The organism is Streptomyces cinereoruber (assembly GCF_009299385.1).
GTDB classification, from domain to species: domain Bacteria; phylum Actinomycetota; class Actinomycetes; order Streptomycetales; family Streptomycetaceae; genus Streptomyces; species Streptomyces bikiniensis.
This window is the reverse complement of sequence record NZ_CP023693.1, coordinates 21,873-45,354: the sequence shown is the minus strand read 5'-3', so window position 1 is coordinate 45,354 and position 23,482 is coordinate 21,873. Positions and strand designations below refer to the sequence as shown.

The window sequence follows — 23,482 nt, the reverse complement described above, 5'->3', positions numbered from 1 at the left end:
CCATAGATCATTTACGGGACAGCGTCTAGGGGGCTCACACCGGACCTCCGCCGGTCGACCGCGCAGCAAGCACCACCTGATCGTCGACCGCCACGGCATCCCTCTCGCCGTCTCGCTGACTGGCGGAAACCGGCACGACGTCACCCAAATGACGCCCCTGCTGGACCTGATTCCCACATCCGCGGAGTGCGCGGACGGCCGCGGCACCGGCCGGGCCGACTGTTCGCCGGCCGCGGCCACGGCTACGACAAATACCGCCGCGCCCTCCGGGCCCGCGGCATCACACCGATGATCGCCCGACGCGGCGTCCCGCACGGCTCCGGCCTGGGCAAGACCTGCCGGGTCGTGGAGCGGACCTTCGCCTGGCTCCACCAGTTCAAACGCCTCCGCATCCGCTACGAGATACGCGCCGACCTCCACCTCGGCCTGCTCCAACTCGCCTGCAGCATCATCTGCTTGCGACGCCTCCGAACCTCATTCCGAAAAGATCAGTAGCGAGGGATCCATAACCGGGTTACAGGCGGGCGCCTTTACCTCTCCGTCGCGGAGACCCTGCTCTCCGGCGTCCGGTCACTGCGGTGCGCGGGCTGCTGACACGGCACTGAGCAGGGCTGAGAAGGTGTCCGTCATCGCATCCTTCGTTTCCTTCGACCATCTCTCGAACGCCCTTCTCGGCTGATGACTGTTTTGATAGTTCCAGGCATCCTGGTCCATCGCGCGGTCCAGAATGGTGTGTGACAGCCCCACCAGGCGGCTCCACCCTCCGGTCGGGTCACCTGCAAGTGCGTCCGTCATAGCAGCACGTATTTGTTGGATGTACTGTGAATAGCTAGTGGCGTTCGCCGAGTTCCCTTGACCTGCTGGCGCGGCACGGAACTGGGCGTTATCGCGCAGTTCCCCGAGTCGGGCGGCCCGCTGACGCAATGTGGCAATTGCGGTATTGAGAGCGCTCGATGGGGGCGCTTCCTGTTCCAACCTGTTGGCAAGTTCCACAGCCAAGGCATTGAAGGCGTTGAATACGTGCTCGCCCTGAGCCGATGCCGTGTCAGCGAGCACGAGCGGCTCGGCAGTGGCGAGGTCTTCACCGACATTGCCCCGCCCGGGGTCCGCGGCGAACAGGCGCTGAATCGCGGCAGGTTCCCCCACGGCCCCCGCCGCATGGAGCGTAGGGGAATCGCGTGTCACCCGGGTATGGGTGGGCGCAGCAGACGACATGACGCGGGTTGCATTGACTTCGGCTTCGCGTTCGTACCGGTCAGAGGGGTCGGAGACCTTGAGGCCATCTCCGGTATCGGTACCGGCGACGGGACCCTTGCGTTGCTGGATGACGTGGGTGAGCTCGTGCGCGAGCGTGTGCTTGTCGGCGCCGCCCTCACCAATGACGACGTGGCTGCCGGAGGTGTAGGCACGGGCGCCGACCTCAGCGGCGGAGGCCCGGGCGGCGGAGTCGTCGTGGACGCGGACGTCGGAGAAGTCGGCACCGAGGCGCGCTTCCATGTCGGTGCGGGTGGCGTCGTCGAGGGGATGTCCGGAGGTGCGCAGCACATCGTGGACGGCGGAGCGCTGTACCGAGGGTTGCTCGGCCTGTGTGTTCTGCTGGTGTCCGCAGCCGGCTGAGTGCTGGTGCTGTTCCTGGGCCCAGGGGTGGCCCGCCTGGCGCAGGAGCTGGACCAGCGCGCTGTTCCCGGCGGTGCGTTGGATGTGAAGTGCTTCGGACGCGGGGAGAGGGGCTCGCGTCGCCGTGTGCTGGTGTCGGTGTTCGGAGTCCTGAGACCGGTCGGCTTCGCGAGCCATGGAGAGGGCGCCTTTCCCTGGGACAGTCGGGTTTCACTCCACGACACCGCTTTAACCCGGCCGCAGGAATGCCTCAGCGGACAGGAGGGAGGGCAGCGGTCGCTGCCCAAGCGTCCCTGGCGCGAAGCACCGGGGCGGTCTGCGTGTCGCGGGGTCCGGGGCGCATCGGGATTGAGGCTGATCCTTTGGAGTGGACACCCTGACAATGGATCTTGATGGTCCAGGGAGGGATGTCCAGGTGGGACGCAGGTCTCCGTATCCGGAAGAGTTCAGGAAGGACGCGGTCGCGCTCTACCGTGCCGCCGCCGGGAAGAGGACCTACGCGGCGGTGGCTGCGGATCTCGGCATCACCACGGAGTCGCTGCGGACGTGGATACGCAAGGACGAGGCCCAGGCCGTGGCCCGGACGCCGTGACACGGGTGGCGAGGCGGAGGAGCTGGCCTGGCTGCGGGCGGAGAACGCCCGGCTGCTGAAGGCCGAGAAAGAATGGCACCTCGAGCGCGAGATCCTTCGCCGGGCGGCCGCGTATTTCGCTCGGGAGGTGAAGTGATCCCTCGCCGCTGGGACTTTATCTCCGACAACCGCGCCGACTTCGGCGTCAAGCGGATCTGCCCGGTGCTCGGGGTGTCCCGCGCCGGCTTCTACCGCCATCTGGCCACCGGGCAGGCTCGCGCCGAGTGCCAGGCAGAGGAGAAGCGGACCGTGGCCGAGATCCGCGCCATCCACGCCGAGCACGATGGCGCCTATGGTGCCCCGCGCGTCCATGCCGAGCTGCGGGTGAGAGGACGGCGGATCAACCGCAAACGCGTGACCCGGCTGATGCGGGTCAACCACATCGTCGGCCGGCACCTGCGGAAGAAGAAGCGGACGACGATCGCGGACAAGGCCGCGCCGCCCGTGCCGGACCTGGTGATGCGCGACTTCACAGCCGACACCCTCAACACCAGGTGGTGCGGTGACATCACCTACACAGCCGTCGGTACGACCTGGCTCTATCTCGCCACGGTGATCGACATCTGCTCGAGGCGCGTGGTGGGCTGGTCAATCGCCGGTCACATGCGGACCTCGCTGGTCACCGACGCGATCGAGATGGCCGTGGCCGTCCGCTGCGGCCGGGTGGACGGCGTCGTCTTCCGCACCGACAGAGGTGCCCAGTACAACGCGGCCACCTTCACCGACGTCTGCCGCCGGCACGGCATCCGCCGCAGCATGGGCCGGATCGGCTCGAGTTACGACAATGCCCTGGCCAAGTCGTTCTTCCAGAGCCTCAAACGAGAACTGCTTCACGGAAGACGCTGGACCTTGAAGGCGCAGACACGGCTTGAGGTGTTCCGCTGGCTGTCGTACTACAACAGGCGCCGTCGGCATTCCGCTCTCGGATACCTCACACCAGCCGAGTTCGAACAACAACTGATCACGTCACGTACGCTGTCACTCGCCGCATGAAACCCGGTGTCCACTCCCCGGGATCAACCTCAAAAGTCCCCTCGCCCCCGAGCGGCCGTCACCGTGCCGCGGTTTTCCAGGAACGCGAACGCCGCGGCGCATCCGGCCGGCGCGGTGGGAACTCGGCGTCGGCGACGTGGCCGCCCCGGTCGATGATGAGGGAACGTGGATCGTGTCCGCATGGGAGTCCACTCCACCGGACACCGCGTCCAGCGCGGTGTCGGCGTGATCGTCCCTGTCGTCCTGCCGGCTTCCTCCCTGGCCGGAGGTGACACCGGCCGGGCGGGACGGACAGGACATCAAGGGGACTTCTGCCACGTTCCTGTCAGGTCGTGTCCCACCTGACCGAAGCCATGGAGAACGGGTCCCGACGACCGGACAGGAGAGTCGCAGGACAGCCCGGCAGGACGTCGGTCAGACCCTGGGACACGACCACCGGAACCCGCTACGAGTATCGATGTCGGACCTTCGGTCTATCGTCCTCGTATGGACATGAACAATCCGCAAGACGTAGGTGCGGCGTTCGGCGCGATGATTCTCGGCGGCACGTTGAACGAGGAACCGCCGCCGCCGGACTCTCCCCTCGGTCGGGTACGTGCGTTCACCGCCCGGCACGGCGAGGACGCTCTGAGACCTGAGCACATCAGGGCCGCGCAGGAGGGGCGCCCCCTGCTTCCGTGAGATGGCGCCCTGCCGGGCACTCCGCGCGACGACGTGCATACCCACGAACACGCGTGGACGGCCCGACACGACGCTCGTACGGTCCGTAAGACCGCCTGACGGGACCGACAGACAAGAGGGTTTCGCACGGTACATGAAGAGCTGAACCCGCTCACCGGCCACGGACCTGCGAGTGAGGCGAAGCGGCTGCCTGAATGTCCACCGGACCGAGCAGGGAACGTTCGTCGTACAGGGCGACGTGTCCGACGTCTTCGCTCCACCGTCGGCGTTCCCGGCGAGAACCACTCGGTCGGGGAGTGCGCAGCCGCCCGGGACAGCGGCCGCGTCGCTCAGGTACCGGCGTCAACAGTGGGGACACCCGCGCTCACGGGACGTCAGGAGAAAGATCAGCGGGCATTCCGGATGCCCGGCCCACCAAGATCTTCTGGTGCAAGACCCGTGGCTCGACTCATTCTGAAACGATCAGCAAGGGGTCGTTTTCGCCTGAAATGCTATCTATAAGGCGTTACTTGGGGTGCTGGGTGGTGATGCTGGTGAGGCTGCCGGTATTGCTGCTCTTCGCCGGGCAGGTGAGGTTGCGGATGGGGCGGGGTTCGACGTGATCCTGTCTCATCCCAGGATGCCTGGTCTTCGCGGTCGTGTGCTTCAACTGCGGCTGCCGTGCGCCTGGGCGCATGCGGTTCGCGGCGGTAGGCCGGAAGCATGGCGAAGCGACGTGCGTATCCGAGTGATCTGTCCGATGCCCGCTGGGAGTTGATCGAGCCGGTCCTGTCCGCGTGGCGGCTCGAGCGCCGAAGCAGAGCCCTGCAGTTCGGCCGGCCGCCCGAGCACGACCTGCGCGACATCATGGACGCGATCTTGTATGTCGACCGTACCGGCGTGCAGTGGCGCTATCTTCCGCACGACTTCCCGCCCTGGAACACCGTCTTGCGGCTACTTCGCCAAATGGGCCGACGAGGGCGTGTTCGCGCAGCTCAACGGCCTACTGCGGCAACTGCTGCGGGAGAAGGAGGGCCGGAACGGCGAGCCTTCGGCGTGTGTGATCGACGCGCAGAGCGTCAAGACCTCCACCAGCGTTCCGGCATCGAGCCAGGGCATCGACGCCGGCAAGAAGATCGTCGGGAGGAAGCGGAGCATCGTCACGGACACGCTCGGACTCCTCCTCGCCGTACTGGTCACCGCGGCCGGCGTGCAGGACTCGGTGGCCGGTACCACGCTGCTCGACCAGGTCGCCGCCGACCACCCCGGGTCCGCAAGGTGTGGGTCGACGGCGGCTACCGTCAGCACCTCGTCGAGCATGCCGCCACCCTCGGCATCGACATGGAGATCGCCGCCCGCAAGCCCGGGACCAGGGGTTTCACTCCGATTCCGAAGCGGTGGGCGGTGGAACGGACCTACGGATGGCTCATGCTCCACCGGCGCCTGGCCCGCGACTACGAAACCCTGCCCACCCGCTCCGAAGCCATGATCCACCTCGCGATGACCGGCCTCATGGCCCGCCGCCTCACCAGCGAGAACACCATCTCCTGGCGCGACCCGAAGAGCACCACAGAACACCCCATCACGGGATGAAACATCGGGCGAAAACGACCTCTAAGGGGTGAGAACAGCCTGGGTAGTTGCTCCCTCGCATCGGCAGAAATTCCCGTTGCCGGATCGTGACCGTACAGGCCGGGTCTTGTCCAGAAAGCTTGTACGAACGGCCCGATCCGCAAACTACTGTTCGGTAGCGCAGGGGGCGGGGGTCGTCGGACGACTCGTGCTCCAGGGGGACGTCCGGCGGTACGGGGGCTCTTTGATGACTGTCCAGCACATGCTCCGCGGCCGGACGGCCGTAACCATCATCCTGGCCATGGTGCTCACCACGTCCGGGATGACCTCACCCGAACTGCTGCGCAGCGTTGCCGCGGCGGTGCCGGACGCCGGGTCGGCGGTCACCGGCCCGGAGGGGCCGGAGGGCACCTCGTTCAACCCGAACCAGATCAAGGACATCAAGGCGGCCGACCCCGGCTCCGGGGTGAACCTGATCGAGGCGCCCTCGGCGAACAACAGTGGTGACGCGCGGTTGTCGTACCCGCTGGAGGTGCCGAAGGGCCGCGCGGGCCTGGAGCCGAATCCGGCTCTCACCTACAACTCGGCGGGGACGAACGGGTGGCTCGGCGTCGGGTGGGACCTCGCCACCCCGATGATCACGGTCGACACGCGGTGGGGCGTGCCGCGCTACGACGCCGGCCTCGAGACCGAGACCTATCTGCTCGACGGCGAGCAGCTGACCCCGGTGGCGCACCGGGGCGCGTTGCGGGCGCGCACCGCGGAGAAGGTGTTCTACTCCCGGGTGGAAGGACGGTTCGACCGGATAGTGCGCCACGGCGACAGCCCCGCGAGCTACTGGTGGGAGGTCACCGACAAGCAGGGTGTCCGCACGGTCTTCGGCGGCACGGCTGACAGCACGCTGGCCGACGGCGAGGGCCGTGTCGCCGTTTGGGCGGCGCGGGAGGTTCGCGACGGCAGCGACAACGTCCTGCGCTACCGGTACGCCAAGGTGGCCGACGGCGGCACGACGGGCTCCACGGTGCCGGGCAGCGAGCTGTACCCTCAGAAGATCACCTACACCGGCCGCGGCGACACCGACGGCAGGTACTCGGTGACGTTCATCCGGGACCGCGAGCGCGGCGAGCCCCGCCGGACGGACGTGCGGATCGACGCCAGGTACGGGTTCAAAAAGGTCACCGCCGACCTGCTGCGGCGCGTCGAAGTCAAGCTGGACGACCAGCTGATCCGAGCCTACGAGCTGAACTACCGGACCGGCGCGTTCGCCAAGACGCTGCTCACCTCGGTGTCGCAGTTCAGCGAGAGCAACCAGCTGTTCAACACCCACTCGTTCGACTATTTCGACGACGTGCGCGACCCGTCGGGAAACTACAACGCGTTCGCCGACGCAGCGGGTTGGTCGGTGCCGGACGACGACCTCGGGGTGAACATCCGCGAAGGCGAGGCCAGCACGATCTCGGCGAACACGTCGGCGAACTTCGGCGCGCACCTGTTCGCGGGCTACAACGTGCAGGGGCTGACGACCAAGGAGGGCTCCGTCGGGCTGAAGGTCGGATTCAGCGCGGGCCAGTCCGACGGCCTGTCGACGCTGGCCGATGTGAACGGCGACAACCTGCCGGACAAGGTGTTCCGCAAGAACAAGGATGTGTTCTACCGGCCCAACCTGGCCAGGCCAGGGGGTGAGCCGAAGTTCGGCGACACGCCGATCAAGCTCACCGGCCTTCCGGGGATCTCGACCGAGCGCACGCTGTCCGGCACCATCGGCGTCGAGTCGTACGTCCTCACCACCTCGGCCCAGCTGGACTTCGTGGGCACCACGACCACCTCGGACCGGTTCTTCAGCGACGTCAACGGCGACGGCATCACCGACCTGGTGAACAACGGCGGAGTGCTCTTCGGCTACCTGGACGCCCAGGGGCAACCCGCCTACAGCGCGGACTCCACCCGCACCCCGGTGCCGATCGGGGGCGGCGCGGTGACCGGAGAGATCGTCGGTGATCAGACCGCCCAGTTCAACCAGCAGGTGGACAACTCGCCGCTCCTGGACACGGTGCGCCGCTGGGTCGCGCCGTTCGACGGCAACGTCCGCGTGGACGGCAACGTGCAGCTGGCCCAGGACCCTTCGCCGGCACGGGCGGCCTACACCAAGGCCGACGGCGTGCGGGTCACCATCCAGCACAAGGACACCGAACTCTGGGCGCAGCGGATCGGACCCGACGACCACACCGAGTTCACCCCAAGCAACGTGGCGTCAATTCCGGTGAAGAAAGGCGACGCGCTGTACTTCCGTACCCAGTCCATCCTGGACGGCAAGTACGACACCGTGGCGTGGGACCCGGAGATCACCTACACCGACCTGACAACCGGTACGGACGCGAACGGGCTGGCGAGCACCGTGTTCCGCGCGTCGACGGACTTCACCTTCGGCGGCAGGCCGTCCCTGGTGACCGTCCCGGTGAACGGCACGCTGCGACTGACCGGTGACGTGGTCAAGTCCAAGGCGACTTCGGACGACGTGACCGTCGTGATCGAGAAGGGCAACGGCGTCCACGCCCCCTCGGAGGTGTACCGCAAGGTCCTGCCCGCCGCGTCGACCGGCACCACCACGATCGATCTGAGCATTCCGGTCAAGACGTTCGAGAAGATGTCGTGGAAGCTGAAGACCGACTCCCCGATCGACCCCTCGGCGGTGAGCTGGGCTCCGAAGGCGCACTACACGGCCGCGCAGGGAGTCGAGTCGGTCGTCGACGCCAAGGGTGATCCCACGCTGGTGATCACCCCGCCGTACGACATGACCATGTTCCCGGCGGACACCCTCACCGCGCCGCAGCAGACCTACAAGGCAACCAAGACCGGCCAGTTGAAGGTGCGGCCGAAGATATCCCTCAACTTCGGACTCCTCGGTGACGCCCCGATCGCGTTCACGGTGAAGAAGCGCGGCGGGCAGCTGCTCGGCAAGCGGATCTTCAAAGCCAAGGACACCTACTTCGGCAGCACGAACCTGGACCTGACCGTGCCGGTCACCGCCGGCGACGAGCTCTACATCGACTACTCCACGACGGAGACCGGACTGCTCGGCTCGCTCGTCGGCCAGTCCGCTTCGGTCACCTACGACGTGACCTCCAGCTGGCCGACCTTCACCCCAGCGCCCAGCGCCATGCACGGTTCCGTCGGACAGGGTGCCTTCGCCCAGCCCTACCGCGGCTGGGGCGTGATCGGCTACCAAGCCAACCGCGCCCGTGCCACCCAGCCGATCAAGCAGACCGAACTCACGCTGGACCAGAGCTTCAAGGACGCCCTCCCCAAGGAGCCCAAGGAAGCCGACGTCGCGCCTTTCACCGCGAACCCCCGGCTCGCCATGCCGAGGCTGGCGGTATTCGCCCCTGTTCCCGCCAAGGGCGGCTGGGCCGCCCAGGACGAGTCCTCCTGGGTCACCGCCGTGATGGCGACGAGTTCCCGCCTCGGCGCGGACACCATCGACGTCGTCACCGACGCCGACGTGGCGGGCGACCGAGCGGTGATGCGCCGCGGTGTCACCGGCCAGGTGTCGGCCACCCTCGCAGCTGGCCCGTTCGGCGGTACCGTGGTCGGCGGGATCACCGCGGGTTCGGTCGACTACCTCGACCTCAACGGCGACGGCTACCCCGACGTCGTGGGCGCCAAGGAGATCCAGTTCTCCGATATGACCGGCGCGCTCGGTGCCACGCGCGGCACCCTCGGCGGCAACGTCCGCGAGGCGAACAACATCTCCGGCAACGTGTCGCTCTCCGCGGGCAGCGAGACCGCCACCATCGCCAGCGCCCTGGGCATGGCCGCACCCGACGCAGGCACCAGCGCCAACACCGCCACCACCGGCTCGGTCCAGCCGTCGCTCGGCATCGGCGGCAGCCTCGGCGGCGGCGAGTCCGACGTCCGCGTCGACCTGCTCGACATCAACGGGGACGGCCTTCCGGACAAGGTGTTCTCCAACGGCGACGTCCAGTTGAACCTCGGCTACTCCTTCGCCGCCCGCGAACCCTGGCCGGCCGGAGCGATCAACGACGCGTCCACCCGCAACGTCGGCGTCAACCTCGGGTTCAACGTCGACCGCTACGGCTTCGCCGGCGGGCTCTCCGCCGAGCTGGGCACCTCGTACACCAGCGCGAGCATGACGGACGTCAACGGCGACGGCCTCACCGACCGGGTGTTCACCGACGGGACCAACCCGATCAAGGTCGCACTCAACACCGGCACCGGCTTCACCGCGCCCGCCCCCTTCCGAGGCAGCTTCTCCCAGATCGCCGTCGACAAGAACGCCAGTCTCGGCGCGGGCGTCTACTTCACCGTCGGCCTACCCACTCCCGTCGGCGTCTTCGTCTTCAACCCCGGCGCCAACGCATCCACCGGCATCAGCCGGGCCGAAACCAGCCTACGGGACGTCAACGGCGACGGCCTGGCCGACCACGTCAAGTCCACCCGGGACAACGAACTCCTGGTCGCGGTCAACAAGGCCGGACGCACCAACCTGCTGCGCTCGGTGTCGCGCCCGATGGGCGCCCGGATCGACCTGGACTACACCCGATCGGGCAACACCGCCGCCATGCCGGAGAGCCGCTGGGTGCTGTCCCGCACCTCGGTGTTCGACGGGCTCACGGGCGACGGTGCCGACACCCGGCTCACGACCTACCGCTACGACCAGGGGCGCTACGACCGGCTGGAGCGCGAGTTCCTCGGCTTCGGCCGCGTGGTGACCGAAGACCGCGACACCGGCGCGGACGACACCGTCCGCCGCACGGTCACCGACGAGTACCGCACCGACGGATACGTGAGCCGCGGCCTGCTCGCCCGCACGCTGACCGAGGACGAAGCCGGCCGCCCGTACCGCGAGACACTCCACACCTACCGGCTGACCGACACCACCACGAGCGAGGAAACCGACCCGAAGAGCCGGACCGCCACCGTCTTCCCGCAGCTCACCCGCATCGAGGACAAGTACTACGAAGGCGCGGCCGTCGCGAGGAAGTCCACGTTCACCGACCTCTCCTACGACGAGTACGGCAACGTCGTCCGCACCTTCGACGCGGGCGACGAGGGCACCGCGGACGACCTGGAGACCGTCTACGCGTACAGCGGCTCCGACACGCAGTGCCGCGACCAGCACCTCGTCGGCATCGCCAACGCGATACGACAGAAGGCCGCAGTCACCGGCACTCTCCTGCGCCACCGCGAAGCCACCGTCGACTGCGCGACCGGCACCGTGAGCCAGACACGCGAGTACCTCGACGACGACACCGCGGCCGTCTCCGACCTGACGTACCACCCCGACGGGAACCTGAAATCGGTGACCGGTCCGGCGAACGCACAAGGACAGCGCTACAAGCTGGAATACGGCTACGACACCACCGTCGGCGTGCACGTCGAGTCCGTCGAGGACAGCTTCGGCTACCGCTCGTCCACGGCATACAACCTCAAGTACGGCCTGCCCGAGCTGAACACCGACCACAACGGCCAGCCGCTCCGAATGTCCTACGACAGCGTCGGCCGGCTCGACAAGGTGACCGGTCCCTATGAGAAGGACGGCGACCAGGCCACGATCACCTTCGACTACCACCCCGAGGCGGCCGTCCCGTACGCCACGACCAAGCACCTCGACCGTGCCGCCTCGGGCGTACGCAAGGACACCATCGACACCGTCACCTTCACCGACGGCCTCAAGCGCGTCCTGCAGACCAAGAAAGACGCCTCGGTGTCCGCCTCGCCCGGGGCCGCGCCCACCGAGGCCATGACGGTCTCCGGCCGGCTGAAGTTCGACCACCTCGGCCGAGCCGTGGAGAAGTACTACCCGGTGACCGAGGACAAGGGCGCCTCGAACACCGCGTTCAACGCCTCCTTCGACTCCGTGACCCCCACGAAGGAAACCTTCGACGTCCTGGACCGGTCGGTCAGGACCGTGCAACCGGACGGCGTCACCACCAGCACCGGATACGGCTTCGGCGGGGACCGGGCGGGCACGATCCGCTTCGAGCGGACAGTGACCGACGGCAACGGCAAGGAGCGCCGCACCTACACCGACATCCGGGGCGCCACCACCTCGGTGAAGGAGTTCAACAGCTCCTCGGAGATCTGGACCAGCTACGCCTACGACCCCATGGGCCAGATCACGACGATCACCGACGACAAGAACAACGTCACGCGCGCCGGCTACGACGCACTGGGCCGCCGCATTTCATTCGACAGCCCAGACGCCGGGCGCTCCGAGACCCGCTACGACCTCGCCGGAAACGTCACCTCGAAGGTCACCGCGAACCTGCGGGCAGCGGCCAAGGCCGTCGAATACGACTACGAGTACTCCCGGCTGAAGGCCATCCGCTACCCGACGTTCCCGGAGAACAACGTCTCCTACGAGTACGGAGCTCCCGGCGCACCGGACAACGCGGCCTCGCGCGTCACCGAGGTCCACGACGCGGCGGGAACCGTGAAGCGCGCCTACGGGGCGCTGGGCGAGGTGACCAAGGAGACCCGCACGATCACCGCGGTCCACGACGCCCCGCGCACCTACACCACCGCCTGGCGCTACGACGCCTTCAACCGTGTGCTGCAGATGACCTATCCCGACGGCGAGGTCCTGACCTACGACTACGACTCGGGCGGCCAGGTCGGCCGGGCCACCGGATCGAAGAACGGCACCAGCTACACATACCTGGACCGGGTCGACTACGACAAATTCGGGCAGAAGATCCTGCAGCAGACCGGCAACGGGGTGCGCACCACCTACACCTACGACGCCGAGGACCGCCGACTCGCAGCACTGAAGTCCGCAGCACCGAGCGGAACCGCCTTCCAGGACCTGGGCTACACGTACGACAAGATCGGCAACATCACCTCGCTGGCGAACAACGTGCCGCAGGGCGGGGACATCGGCGGTCCAAGCAGTCAGACCTACGGATACGACGACCAGTACCGGCTCACCTCCGCGTCCGGCCGGTACACCGACAAGAACAACGCGGTCAACACGTACACGCTGAGCCTGACCTACGACTCGATCCACAACACCACGAGCAAGTCGCAGACCCACAAGGTCACCGGCGGCACCCCGGCCTTCCCGGTCGAAAACGGCAGCGCCGGGCCGATCGAACCGGTCGACGACCCGTCCAACCCGATCGACGTCCAGGACCGGACCACCTACGCCTACACGTACGCCTACGACGGCGGCAGGCCGCACGCCCCGAGCCGGGTCGGGCCGGTCACCCACGCCTACGACGCCAACGGCAACCTGACCGACACGGTCAACACCGCCGCCAGCGGCGGCGCCGACAAGCGGCGGCAGTACGTGTGGGACGAGGAGAACCGCCTCGCCTGCAACCAGGACACGGCGACCGGCACCCTCGCGCAGGACCCGAGCGGCTGCGCCGGCGCCACCGTCTCCTACGTCTACGACGACAAGGGCGACCGCCTCGTCAAGCGGAGCGAGGACGGACTCTCGCTGTACCCGAACCGGTACTACAGCGAACGCGACGCCACCGGCTACAAGCACGTCTTCGTCGGCGACAGCCGCGTGACGACCAAGACCGTCGCCACCACCGGTCCCGAGGACGCCCAGCAGTTCTTCCACGCCGACCACATCGGCTCCTCCGGTTACGTCACTGACAAGCAGGGCAAGGTCACCGAGCACCTGGAGTACTTCCCGTACGGGGAGACCTGGGTGGAGGAACGGACCGGACAGGCGGACACGCCCTACCAGTTCACCGGCAAGGAACTCGACGCGGAGACCGGGCTCTACTACTACGGAGCCCGCTACTACAACCCACGGACCCAGCTCTGGGCGAGCACCGACCCGGCGCTGCCCGACTACCTCGACGGGGGCATGGCGGGCGGCATCACCGAGCCGCGCAACCTCGCCGCCTACACCTACACCCATAACAACCCGGTCAAGCTCACCGACCCGACCGGCAAGTGGCCGAAGATGCCGTCCTGGAAGACGATCGGCCACACCTCGCTCGACGTCGTAGGCATGGTCCCGGTTGTCGGCGAGGCCGCCGACCTGGCCAACGCCGGCTGGTACGCCGCGGAAGGCGACTACGTCAACGCCGGCCTCTCCGCCGCTTCGGCCATCCCGGGCGCGGGCTACGCGGCGAACGCCGCCAAGTACGGCAACAAGGCACTCGACGCCACACAGGCCGCCAAGACCGCCAACAACGCCGGCGACGCGGCGACGACGGCCAAGGCTGCCGAGACCGCACCCGTACCGAAGGCGGCAGACAGCCCGCCCGCACCCAAACCGGCTGACAGCGGGGCAGGCAGCTGCGGCACAGGCAACAGCTTCACCCCGGACACCAAGGTCGTGATGGCCGACGGCAACGACAAGGCCATAGAAGAGGTGCGCGTCGGCGACGAGGTTACCGCTACCGACCCGGTGACCGGAGAAACCGGCCCGCGCACGGTCACAGCACTCATCACCGGTGAAGGTGAGAAGAACCTGGTCGAGGTCACCGTCACGAACCCCGGTGGACATCCGGGAAAGGTTGTAGCGACGGACAATCACCCTTTCTGGGCGCCCGAACTCGGCAAGTGGATCTACGCCAAGGAGATCATCCCCGGAATGCTGTTGCAGACCGGAAATGGCTCCTACATCCAGGTGAGCGCCGCGCGTGCGTGGACCCAACAGAAGCGGGTCTACAACCTCACGGTCGATGATCTGCACACGTACTATGTACTGGCAGGGGCCAGGTCGCTCCTGGTGCACAACTGCAACCTGGGTGACTATGCCGACAGCGTTCGCAATGAGCCTGGGACGAAGTTTGCCTCTGAGTACACATCCCCTTCAGGTGAGAAGTACCACGGCCGCAATAAGCATGGCCAGCAGGCAGAAGGGCCGCTAGCGGATGCACTCGAACGGACAGGTCACCATGGAGGGTGCGCGGAGGTGCACTGTCTGATTCAGGCTCAGGCAAAGGAGGGCCCCGAGGCCATCAGGGGGGGAACCATGGAAACGGTAATGACGCGGAACAATTCTATGCCGACATCGAAGACAGATGGGCATGGCGAACCCGCTCGCCCCTGTGGACGTTGCGGCAGGCTGCTGGAAGATCTGGAGATCAACTGATGCCTCTAATTCGCTTCGACTCGCTCAGCGAGGATCTGCTTGAGGCGCTTATCGCGTCCGGATGGAGCGCAGGAAGGAAGGTCGACACAGGTCAGTGGGTGGAGCCACTGGAGGGTGAAGGGTACCGGTCCCACCCATTGGCAGAGGAAGTACTAGCGACGGTGGGAGGGCTCTCAATCGAGCCGGTCAATCGAGTTGGCCCGAACTTCATGAACGACGAGCCTTACAATTTCGATCCCCTTGCTGCTGGAACAGGGCAACGTGATCTGGCAATAGAGGTAGAGAGCGTTCTCGATGGGGACTATTTCCCCATCGGTGAATGGCTCAGTTATTCAAGCGTGTTCGTCGAAGCCAGGGGGAGGGTAGTTGCTGCTGGAATGGGTTGGATCTGGGAGATTGGTTCCACCTTTGAAGAATCCCTAGGGTTGGCAGTGTGTGCGAATCGTCCACTCATCTGCCTGTACTCCGATCCGGGTCTCGATCCTTGGCCGAGGCCTGATTCTTAGAGGTCGTTTTCGCCCGATATTTCATCCCGTGATGGGGTGTTCTGTGGTGCTCTTTGGGTCGCGCCAGGAGATGGTGTTCTCGCTGGTGAGGCGGCGGGCCATGAGGCCGGTCATGGCGAGGTGGATCATGGCTTCGGAGTGGGCGGGCAGGGTTTCGTAGTCGCGGGCCAGGCGCCGGTGGAGCATGAGCCATCCGTAGGTCCGTTCCACCGCCCACCGCTTCGGAATCGGAGTGAAACCCCTGGTCCCGGGCTTACGGGCGGTGATCTCCATATCGATGCCGAGGGTGGCGGCATGCTCGACGAGGTGCTGTCGGTAGCCGCCGTCGACCCATACTTTCCGGATGCCGGGGTGAATCGCGGCGACCTGGTCCAGGAGCCGGGTGCCGGCGGTGGAGTCCTGCACGCTTGCCGCGGTGACCAGCACCGCGAGGAGAAGGCCGAGCGTGTCGGTCACGATGCTCCGCTTGCGTCCCACGATCTTCTTCCCGGCGTCGATGCCCTGACTGGAGGCGTGAACGCTGGTAGAGGTCTTGACGCTCTGGGCATCGATCACGCACGCGGAAGGCTCGCCATCTCGCCCTTCCCTCTCGCGTAGCAACTGCCTGAGCAGACCGTTGAGCTGGGCGAACACGCCCTCGTCGGCCCATTTGGCGAAGTAGCCGTAGACGGTGTTCCAGGGTGGGAAGTCGTGCGGGAGGTAGCGCCACTGGACCCCGATGCGGTCGACATACAAGATCGCGTCCATGATGTCGCGCAGGTCGTGCTCGGGCGGCCGGCCGAAGTGCAAGGCTCTGCTTCGGCGCTCGAACCGCCATGCGGTCAGGACCGGCTCGATCAACTCCCAGCGGGCATCGGACAGATCACTCGGATACGGACGTCGCTTCGCCATACTTCCGGCGTACCGCTGCGGACCACATGAGCCCAGGCGCACGGCAGCCGCAGTTGAAGCACAGGACTGCGAAGACCAGACACCTTGGGATGAGACAGGATTACGTCGTTTTCCGTTCCACCCGCAACCTCACACGCCCCGCGGGCATCGACGATTTCCACAGCCTCACCCGCACCACCATCCGCTGCCTCAAAAATCGGCCTATAGGTAAGCATCACAGGTGAAAACGACCTCTTTAGGAAGTGCTGCCCGATCATCGGATGGTTGGTCCGGTGGTGGGGGATAGGGAGATTCCTGACGCCGCATGGGCGGTGATCACGCCGTTGTTGCCGCGGGCGGGACTGCTCGTGGACGCTCCGACGGCACAGTGGAGCGGACTTGTGCGGCGTTCCGCCGGTCGAAGACCAGAAGATGTGGCCCAGCGCGGTCGCTAAGCGCTCTCTCGTTTCTATCGGGCCTTCAAACAATCGGGCCGCTACCTGAACGTCTCCGGGGCCTGTTCGTCTGGGATAGAGGTGGAAGACGGTCGTGACGACCTGGAGCGGGTGATGCTGCACCTTCCTCCCTGAGCCCAACGGGACTTGGGCCGACTGATCACACGTACCCACGCGAAATTCGAGCGCCGTAGCTTGCCGGAACCCCACGACATCGAGTGGGCCATGGACGGCTGGTGGAGCACCATCTGTGCCAGAACCTGCTTCTCACCGGCCATCGCGGCAGTTCAGGCGCTGCCGTTTCGGGTGAAAAGTCCGGCCTCGCGGTTGCGGACGTAGGCCCCCTACCAGGTTGGGGGGCTGAGCGCCGCGTTTGCATGACACCCCATCCAAGATTCTTTCTCACCTCCGGCCGCAGGGCCCCAGGAGCGGGGCTCCACACCGAAAGTGCACGCGACGTGTCATGCAGACGTCGCTCCAGCGCCCCTTCCCTGGTGAACGGCTCGCGCGGAACCGCCGCGCGAGCCCCACCGGAAGGAACACAATGGAGCTCCTCATCGCCGCGGTCCTGGTCGTCCTCGTCCCCATGACAGACAAACTGATCAAGATCATGCAGGACCGCAACCACACCCGGGGGGAGGCCGAGGTGATCCACGCACACGCCCTGGCCGACCTCGCCCGCGCCCACGGCGAAGCCGAAATCATCCGCGCCCAGGCCGCCCTCCCCACCGCCCGCACAGCCCCGAACAAGGGCGTCGGCCGTGCCTGACACCTACACCCCATTCAACGAACAACTCCTCGCCGTCCACCACGACAAGGGCCAGGCGCTACTGCGCCTGGCCCGGCGCGAACTCCGGGACGAGGGCCTGCCCGCCTCCCGCGCCGACGCCGAGGACATCGTCCAGGACGCCCTCGTCACCATCCTCACCAACAGCGAGAAGACGGAGATCGGCAACCTCTACGGCTATCTGTGCGCCGTCATCCGCAACCGGGTCAGGGACGTCGGTCGCCGCAAGGCGGCCGAGCCTCTCGACACCACGGCCTCGATGTCTGAAGGCCACAAGGCTCTGTGGGTCTCCGACCTCGAAGAAGACACCGACACCGTCCTCGACACCGGACGAGCCCTCGGGAAGCTCTCCCCGCAGCAGCGCCGGCTCATCCTGCTCAACGAGGGCTGGGACTACACCCACGCCGAGATCGCCCAGATCACCGGCATCCACCGAGGAACCGTCGCCACCCACATCCGACGTGCCAAGGTTGCCCTCGCCGCGGCATTCGTCGCCGTCATCGCGGCCTTCGTCGGCTGGGCACCACAGATCACCACCCGGCTCCGCTGGAACGACGCCGCCTCCGGGCGCTGGATCGACGAAATCTCCCCTGCATCCCCCGGCCTCGCTATCGGGGTGGCAGCGGTCTCGCTCGGCGTCGGCTACTTGTACTTCGAGTTCCAGAAGGCGAGCCCGAAGCTCGCACGCGCCACCCAGGTACTCCACGCCATGATCGACGTATCCCCCGAACTCTCGGATGGCGGGGACGTGCCCACTCCTTCCGACTACGCCGCCCACCTGGGAATCCCCGAGGAATGGGTCACGCTGGACACGCTCCGGCTCGGACGCGTACCCGAACCAGTCGGGACAAGGAAGCTCGTGAACTGCGAGTTCGACGCGCAGACGGTCAATGCCGTCATCGTCAGCCGCGGGGACAACGAGATCGTCTCCGGAACCCGTACCTACCTCCCCCCTAACCGGAACGCAGAACACTCGGACTCCGGTCGGGGCTACGCCGGCGACAGCGGCGAAGGAGCACCGTAGGAACAGGGCCAGATGGTCTTCGGGGAGGATCGCAACGGCCAGGAGCGGCAGCGGTCTGCTAAGGGCTGTCCCGTAAATGATCTTCGGGTCGCCTCGGGCATGGTTGATCACCCTGGAGCCCTTTGGTCTATCCGGCGAGAGCGGGGTTGTGCATCCGGGCGATGCCGAGCATGGCCTGGTGGACACCGTCGCCCTTGAGGCGGCAGTCGCGGAGGATCTTCCAGGTCTTCATCCGGGCGAAGACGTGCTCGACCCGGGCCCGAACCTGCTTGTGGGATCGGTTGTGCTCTTCCTTCCAGACCGGCAGTTCGGTCTGGCCGCGCTCACGACGGTGTGGGATGACGAGGCCGGTGCCTGGGTAGCCGCCGTCGGCGATCACGAGGGTCTTGCCGACGGCGGACTTGGCGCCGGATTCCTCCCACGCCTTGCAGTCATTTCGGTTCCCGGCGAGCGGTCGGCCGACCACGACGACGCGCCGGGTATCGGCGTCGATGACGACCTGGTGGTTGGTGGAGTACCGGTAGTTCTTCGACCGCTCGGCGATGGTGTGGTCCCGGGTGGGAACCAGCGTGCCGTCCACGATGAGCACGGTGTCCTTCGCAAAACGTTTGCGGGGCTGGAGCGCGAGCATCGGTCCGAGGTGGTCGATGATCCGATCCGCCGCAGACTTGGACACCCCGAACAGCGGGGCGAGCTGGCGCATGGTCAGGTTCGTGCGCCAGTACGCGGCCACTAGCAGGGCCCGGTCCTCCAGCGGGAGGCTCCATGGCCGGCCTTTGCGGGCCGCGTCCGCACCTTCACGTCGCAGCACGGTCACCAGCTTCCCGAAGGCGCGAGGGCTCAGCCCGGAGAATGGGGCTATTCAGGACGGCTCCGACGCCGTGATCACACCAGCCACGCCGTGATCGTTCCACCCGGGCGAGGCCGAGCAAGCGCTCTTCCGTCCAAGTACCAGCGGCCATCGGGCCTGGGCCTGCCGATCCGGACAGTCCAGAATGCTGCCGTGGCCGAAGACGAGCAGAGCGGCATAGAACCGCGTTCATTCCTGACATGCGTGACAGAGGTGGCCCAGCTGCTGGGCGTCGGAGACGTCAGCATGGAGCCGAAGGACCGGCATGCCCGCCACCTCGCCCATGCGGTGCGTAAGCCCCTGCTCGAACGTGCGAGTCTGTCCGAGGAGTGGTTCGCCCCGTTGATGGCGGCAGCCGTATACGACCCGGATCCCAGCTTCTGCCGCTGGTTCGTCGAGCCGGCGGTCTACGCATTCGGACGCCGCCGCGTGATGGCGGCATTGATCGACTACCTGCGGACCGGCACGGATGCCGAGCGAGCTGGTGCCGTGCGGGCCTGGTACAGCGCCCACGTGCCCTTGCGTGCAGATCGGTCTCCGGCGTACGGACCCGGCGGGGTACGTGATCCCGCCCTGGACGAGGCACGGGACATCAAGGCCGCCTGGCTGGAGGCATCCCTGCGGGTGTTCGCCGAAGCCACCGACCTGCAGATGCGCCACCGCGTCCTGCTGGACCTGCCTACCTCCCGCGCGGCCTATCCGCCGTCCCTGCACGAACTACTTGAAAGCACACTCGCACCCGCCCGGGTCCATCCCGACCCGCACGTCCGTCGCTGGGCCGCAGCAGCAGACCACAAGGGAGTCTGAGCCCGACGCTTACCCCTCCTGGCAGTTACGGGACAGCCCTTAGGCAGGCGGCCTGTCCGGGCTGCGGGTGCTGGTCTGGGCGAGTACACGGCTCCTACCTGCGATTTCCCCGTGATCTGCCGACAGCGGGCAAGTTGGTCGTGGTGTCGTTACGGGTGCGTCGGTTCGTCTGCCTGGAGGGCTCCTGCCCGCGCAAGACGTTTGCCGAGCAGGTGCCCGGGCTCACTCGTCGGTTCGGTCGACGGACAGAGCGGCTGCGATCAACGCTGGTCTCGGTCGCTCTCGCGCTCGCGGGACGCGCCGGCGCCCGGATGGCTGACGCCTTCGGCGTTCGGGTCAGCCGGAACACCCTCCTGAGGCTGATCACGTCGCTGCCGGATCCACCCGCGGCCACGCCACGTGTGGTCGGCGTCGACGAATACGCCCAGCACAAGGGCCGGATCTACGGAACCGTGCTCGTCGACGTCGAGACACGCCGCCCCGTGGACCTCCTTCCGGACCGGGAGGCGGACACCCTCGCGGCCTGGCTGGCCGAACGGCCCGAAGTCGAGATCATCTGCCGGGACCGTGCACTCTTCTACGCCGAAGGTGCCACCCGAGGCGCCCCGCAAGCCCTCCAGGTCGCAGACAGACGGCACCTCTGGCACAACCTCGGCGAAGCCGCCGAGAAGTGCGTCTACCGGCATCGTGGCTGCCTCCGCCCCACACCAGCGCCGCTGGAAGAGCCACAGCTGGCGCCGGAGGCGACCGAGTTGTCGCCGTGGCCGACCGGCCATCGGTTCGCCGAACGCACCCGAGCCAAACACGCGACCGTCCACGCACTACTGGCCGCCGGCCACAGCAAGCGGTCCATCGCCCGGCAACTCGGCATGGGCCTCACCACCGTCCTCCGCTTCTCCCGCGCCACCGAGCCAGAACAGCTGTTCACCGGCCAGTGGCAAAGCCGTCCCACGAAGCTGGACGCCTACAAGTCCCACCTCGACCAGCGATGGCAGGAGGGCTGCACCAACGCCTGGAAGCTGTGGGAGGAGATCAAGGAGCTCGGCTATCCGGACGGCTACGGCAACGTTCGCGCCTACGTCAGCCGGAATCTACGCGGAAGGCCCCAGCCAGTCGGGCCCCGGCCGCCATCAGCCCGCGCGGTCGCCCGCTGGATCCTCACACACCCGGACGCGCTCCCCGAAGGCGACCAGCTGCAGCTCAAGGCCGTACTCGCCGGCTGCTCCAGCCTCGAAAGCCTTGCCAGCCATGTCCGCGCCTTCGCGGACATGCTGACCCAGCTGCGAGGCGAACAGCTGCCGAAATGGATCGCATCCGCGGTCGCCACAGATCTGCCGAGCTTTCAGAGATTTGCTCGGCACCTCGAACGCGACCTGGATGCTGTCACCGCCGGCCTCTCCCATCCGTGGAACTCAGGCGTCGTTGAAGGGCACGTGAACCGGATCAAGATGCTGAAGCGACAGATGTTCGGCCGCGCGGGATTCGAGCTCCTCCGCAAGCGCGTCCTGCTCGCCAAGTGACCCTGTCACCAAGCCTGGTCCGGCTGCCTTTGCCCCTCGTCGATCCTTCGGGGCATCACGCCGAGGATTAGATTCTCAAGGGCGTGCGGCATTGCCCCGAAGCTGGCGGCCCAGCCCTCGACCAGGTAGATCTCACTGTGCTCATCGATGCCGAGAAAGAACCGGCCGTGATCGAGCTCACCGAGTGGGAAGAGCTCTCTCCCCAAGGTGTCGCTCCACCCGGAGAACCGGTCCTCCTCCCCCCACGCCAGTTCCGGGTCCAGTTCGAATGGCTCGCGGGCGCAGCTGATTCCCGGACCACCGATGCTCACGGTCAGCCCCCCGAACTCCTGAAGGAACTTCTCCGCGGCATCGTGCATGACGATGCCGGCCCCTTCGAACATGGACCGCCAGCCAGCCGTATCGACCCGCCTGCCAGCCGTCCATCCCGAAGCCTCCAGGACCTCGAGCACCTCCGGCGACCATTCGCTCATGACAGACCCAGCTCCCGCCAACTTGAAGTAGGAGGCGATCATCTCAGCAGACGTGCCGAGTCAGTACAGAATGTGACCGCACCACAAGAAGTGGACCAGAGCCGAGTTGATCACCAAACGCTGCTGAAACTCGTCAACAAACGCTGTCGCTGAACGTGAACGAAGCCAACAGAGCCCGACCGGCCACAAAAACGGCTCCCGGCGACCACCGGGAGCCGTGCTGCGGGCAGGGGGAAGGAGTCGGCCCGGGGTGCGTAGGTCGCGCAGCACCACCGCGAAGTTCGGCGAGTCGGACGCACTGGGGACCAAGGTATCGGCGCTCCGCGCCGGTACCGGGCCCCTGCAGACGACCTTGCTCTCGTGGGAGTCGGGCAGGATGAGCCCCAAGGACCAGGGGGTGGCGGCCGTTGTAGCGGCCGGAGTGGCGGGGACCGTGACTGTGGCCGACAGCTTCATCGGCGTGTGGGTCGGGCGCCGGCAGGTGCGCGACCAGGCGAAGGTCGAGCACGAGCAATGGCTTCGCGGGCAGCGGCAGGAAGCGTTCGTCGACTTCCTCGCGCTCTGGGACGAGGCGGTGACACAGCTCGACGAAAGGACTCTGAACGAGTACGAGATCGAGATCCTCGACCAGGAAGACGTCTGGGACACGGCGAACGAGGCCGTCGCGGAGCAGATGCACCGGGACCGGATCCCGGTGGCCCGGGCAGCCGAGCGAGTCACCATGCTCGGCCCCCGACCTGTAGCACTTGCCGCCACCGCGATGATGGACGCCCTCGAAGACCTGGCCACGGGCATCGGTGCCCAGTACATCCCCCCGGAGGAGGGCTCCGGGCGCGGCCTCGGTATGTACTGGCAGGCGCAGGAAACCTCCTCTGCCCGCCGTGAGGCGTTCGTGGCGGAGGCGACCAAGCCGCTGCAGACGGCTCCCGACACGAAGCAGCCGTCCGGCACCTAGACCTGTTGGACCCAACGGGTCTGACGACCCTGGAACAGCAGTGGAGAGGCTCCCAGCTCGCGCTGGGGGCCTCTCCACGTTGGGTAGGGGTCAGGGGCGTACGTTCTTCTGCCAGTCCAGGGAGGAGCCGCTCAAGGCGGCCTCGGCCAGCGCCTTCGCCGACGTCGTGGTGAGCGAGGCGAGGGAGGTGTCGATCCAGTTCTGGGTGAGGCTGTAGCCCTGCTCGCGGTACTCGACCGCCTGGAAGAGGCATTCGAGTTTGTCGGCGTCGCGCGCGACCTTCGCCTCCAGCGTCTCGCGCGCCTCGTACTCGTCGACGGCGGCCTGCACGCCGGCGCGGACGGCGGGGTGGGCGTTGACGACCTGGTCGGCGGTCACCTCCCCGTTCTCAGCGGCCTTGATGTAGCGTCGGCCGATGTGCGGGATGTCCCCGATCCGCGTCTCCTGGCTGTCGTGGAACGTGCACATCAGCGCCACTTTCCCCGCGTCGGCGCCTTCCATCATGGCGAGGATCGCGCCGACCGCCGCGACCCGGAAGGAGTGCTCGGCAACGGACTCGGGTGCCTTGTTGCCGGTGAACCACCAGCCGGTCCGCGCGACGCGCTTGAGCACGCCGAGCTCGGAGATGAAGCTCGCCGTGCCCCGGACGGTGTTGTCGTCGGCCATATGGTCCTCCGTAC

The 23,482-nt window shown here is 66.9% G+C and carries 13 protein-coding genes and 3 pseudogenes; 11 read left to right on the top strand and 5 right to left on the bottom strand.

The window, feature by feature from the left end; genetic code table 11:
- Window positions 1–49: 49 nt before the first annotated feature.
- Window positions 50–495 (top strand): annotated as a pseudogene (locus tag CP977_RS00210) (transposase); the annotation flags it as partial.
- 75 nt (window positions 496–570) lie between these two features.
- Here the strand turns inward: CP977_RS00210 and CP977_RS00205 are convergent.
- Window positions 571–1,794: an eCIS core domain-containing protein gene (locus CP977_RS00205; protein WP_152369317.1), complete on the bottom strand. Its 1,224-nt coding sequence runs from the start codon at window positions 1,792–1,794 to the stop codon at window positions 571–573.
- Window positions 1,795–2,032: 238 nt separating this feature from the next.
- On the opposite strand from CP977_RS00205, the pseudogene CP977_RS00200 reads away from it, so the two are divergent.
- From CP977_RS00200 to CP977_RS00175, 5 genes and pseudogenes are all read left to right on the top strand, one after another.
- Window positions 2,033–3,241 (top strand): annotated as a pseudogene (locus CP977_RS00200) (IS3 family transposase).
- Between the two features lie 486 nt (window positions 3,242–3,727).
- Window positions 3,728–3,922, top strand: a complete 195-nt coding sequence (locus tag CP977_RS00195; RefSeq protein WP_152369316.1) for a hypothetical protein — start codon at window positions 3,728–3,730, stop codon at window positions 3,920–3,922.
- A 702-nt stretch (window positions 3,923–4,624) separates the two neighbouring features.
- Window positions 4,625–5,494, top strand: a pseudogene (locus tag CP977_RS00185) (IS5 family transposase).
- A 226-nt stretch (window positions 5,495–5,720) separates the two neighbouring features.
- The gene (locus tag CP977_RS00180) at window positions 5,721–14,555 is read left to right on the top strand and encodes a SpvB/TcaC N-terminal domain-containing protein (RefSeq protein ID WP_229991724.1); all 8,835 of its coding nucleotides are present in this window, start codon (window positions 5,721–5,723) and stop codon (window positions 14,553–14,555) included.
- Window positions 14,555–15,061, top strand: a complete 507-nt coding sequence (locus CP977_RS00175; RefSeq protein WP_152369314.1) for an SUKH-3 domain-containing protein — start codon at window positions 14,555–14,557, stop codon at window positions 15,059–15,061. The genes CP977_RS00180 and CP977_RS00175 overlap by 1 nt, the downstream gene beginning before the upstream one ends.
- Window positions 15,062–15,082: 21 nt before the next feature.
- On the opposite strand, the gene CP977_RS00170 is transcribed toward CP977_RS00175, so the two are convergent.
- Complete coding sequence (locus CP977_RS00170; RefSeq protein WP_152369313.1) at window positions 15,083–15,952, bottom strand: IS5 family transposase; 870 nt, start codon at window positions 15,950–15,952, stop codon at window positions 15,083–15,085.
- Between the two features lie 978 nt (window positions 15,953–16,930).
- Between CP977_RS00170 and CP977_RS00160 the strand changes: the two genes are divergently transcribed.
- Both CP977_RS00160 and CP977_RS00155 read left to right on the top strand, forming a co-directional pair.
- Window positions 16,931–17,155 (top strand): hypothetical protein, encoded by a 225-nt coding sequence (locus CP977_RS00160; RefSeq protein WP_152369312.1) that lies wholly within the window; start codon window positions 16,931–16,933, stop codon window positions 17,153–17,155.
- A complete protein-coding gene (locus tag CP977_RS00155; protein WP_152369311.1) occupies window positions 17,148–18,197 on the top strand; it encodes an RNA polymerase sigma factor in 1,050 nt (349 codons plus the stop codon). The genes CP977_RS00160 and CP977_RS00155 overlap by 8 nt, the downstream gene beginning before the upstream one ends.
- Window positions 18,198–18,324: 127 nt before the next feature.
- Here CP977_RS00155 and CP977_RS00150 read toward each other — a convergent pair whose 3' ends face one another.
- The gene (locus CP977_RS00150) at window positions 18,325–19,059 is read right to left on the bottom strand and encodes a transposase (protein WP_229991747.1); all 735 of its coding nucleotides are present in this window, start codon (window positions 19,057–19,059) and stop codon (window positions 18,325–18,327) included.
- 141 nt (window positions 19,060–19,200) lie between these two features.
- Between CP977_RS00150 and CP977_RS00145 the strand changes: the two genes are divergently transcribed.
- Window positions 19,201–19,854, top strand: coding sequence for a hypothetical protein (locus CP977_RS00145; RefSeq protein WP_229991723.1), 654 nt, complete (start codon window positions 19,201–19,203; stop codon window positions 19,852–19,854).
- Window positions 19,821–21,374: an ISL3 family transposase gene (locus CP977_RS00140; protein WP_152369310.1), complete on the top strand. Its 1,554-nt coding sequence runs from the start codon at window positions 19,821–19,823 to the stop codon at window positions 21,372–21,374. The genes CP977_RS00145 and CP977_RS00140 overlap by 34 nt, the downstream gene beginning before the upstream one ends.
- 5 nt (window positions 21,375–21,379) lie before the next feature.
- Here the strand turns inward: CP977_RS00140 and CP977_RS00135 are convergent, their stop codons facing one another.
- Window positions 21,380–21,847 (bottom strand): SUKH-3 domain-containing protein, encoded by a 468-nt coding sequence (locus CP977_RS00135; protein WP_152369309.1) that lies wholly within the window; start codon window positions 21,845–21,847, stop codon window positions 21,380–21,382.
- A gap of 376 nt (window positions 21,848–22,223) precedes the next feature.
- Here CP977_RS00135 and CP977_RS00130 point away from each other — a divergent pair, with 376 nt between their 5' ends.
- Entirely contained in the window at window positions 22,224–22,802 is a 579-nt protein-coding gene (locus CP977_RS00130) for a hypothetical protein (protein ID WP_152369308.1), read from the top strand.
- A gap of 90 nt (window positions 22,803–22,892) precedes the next feature.
- On the opposite strand, the gene CP977_RS00125 is transcribed toward CP977_RS00130, so the two are convergent.
- A complete protein-coding gene (locus tag CP977_RS00125) occupies window positions 22,893–23,468 on the bottom strand; it encodes an HD domain-containing protein (RefSeq protein ID WP_152369307.1) in 576 nt (191 codons plus the stop codon).
- Window positions 23,469–23,482 lie beyond the last annotated feature (14 nt).

Coding starts and splice junctions, on each gene's coding strand:
- CP977_RS00205 (WP_152369317.1), bottom strand. CDS start 1,794: ATGGCTCGCGAAGCCGACCGGTCTCAGGACTCCGAACACCGACACCAG.
- CP977_RS00195 (WP_152369316.1), top strand. CDS start 3,728: ATGGACATGAACAATCCGCAAGACGTAGGTGCGGCGTTCGGCGCGATG.
- CP977_RS00180 (WP_229991724.1), top strand. CDS start 5,721: ATGACTGTCCAGCACATGCTCCGCGGCCGGACGGCCGTAACCATCATC.
- CP977_RS00175 (WP_152369314.1), top strand. CDS start 14,555: ATGCCTCTAATTCGCTTCGACTCGCTCAGCGAGGATCTGCTTGAGGCG.
- CP977_RS00170 (WP_152369313.1), bottom strand. CDS start 15,952: ATGGCGAAGCGACGTCCGTATCCGAGTGATCTGTCCGATGCCCGCTGG.
- CP977_RS00160 (WP_152369312.1), top strand. CDS start 16,931: ATGGAGCTCCTCATCGCCGCGGTCCTGGTCGTCCTCGTCCCCATGACA.
- CP977_RS00135 (WP_152369309.1), bottom strand. CDS start 21,847: ATGAGCGAATGGTCGCCGGAGGTGCTCGAGGTCCTGGAGGCTTCGGGA.
- CP977_RS00130 (WP_152369308.1), top strand. CDS start 22,224: ATGAGCCCCAAGGACCAGGGGGTGGCGGCCGTTGTAGCGGCCGGAGTG.
- CP977_RS00125 (WP_152369307.1), bottom strand. CDS start 23,468: ATGGCCGACGACAACACCGTCCGGGGCACGGCGAGCTTCATCTCCGAG.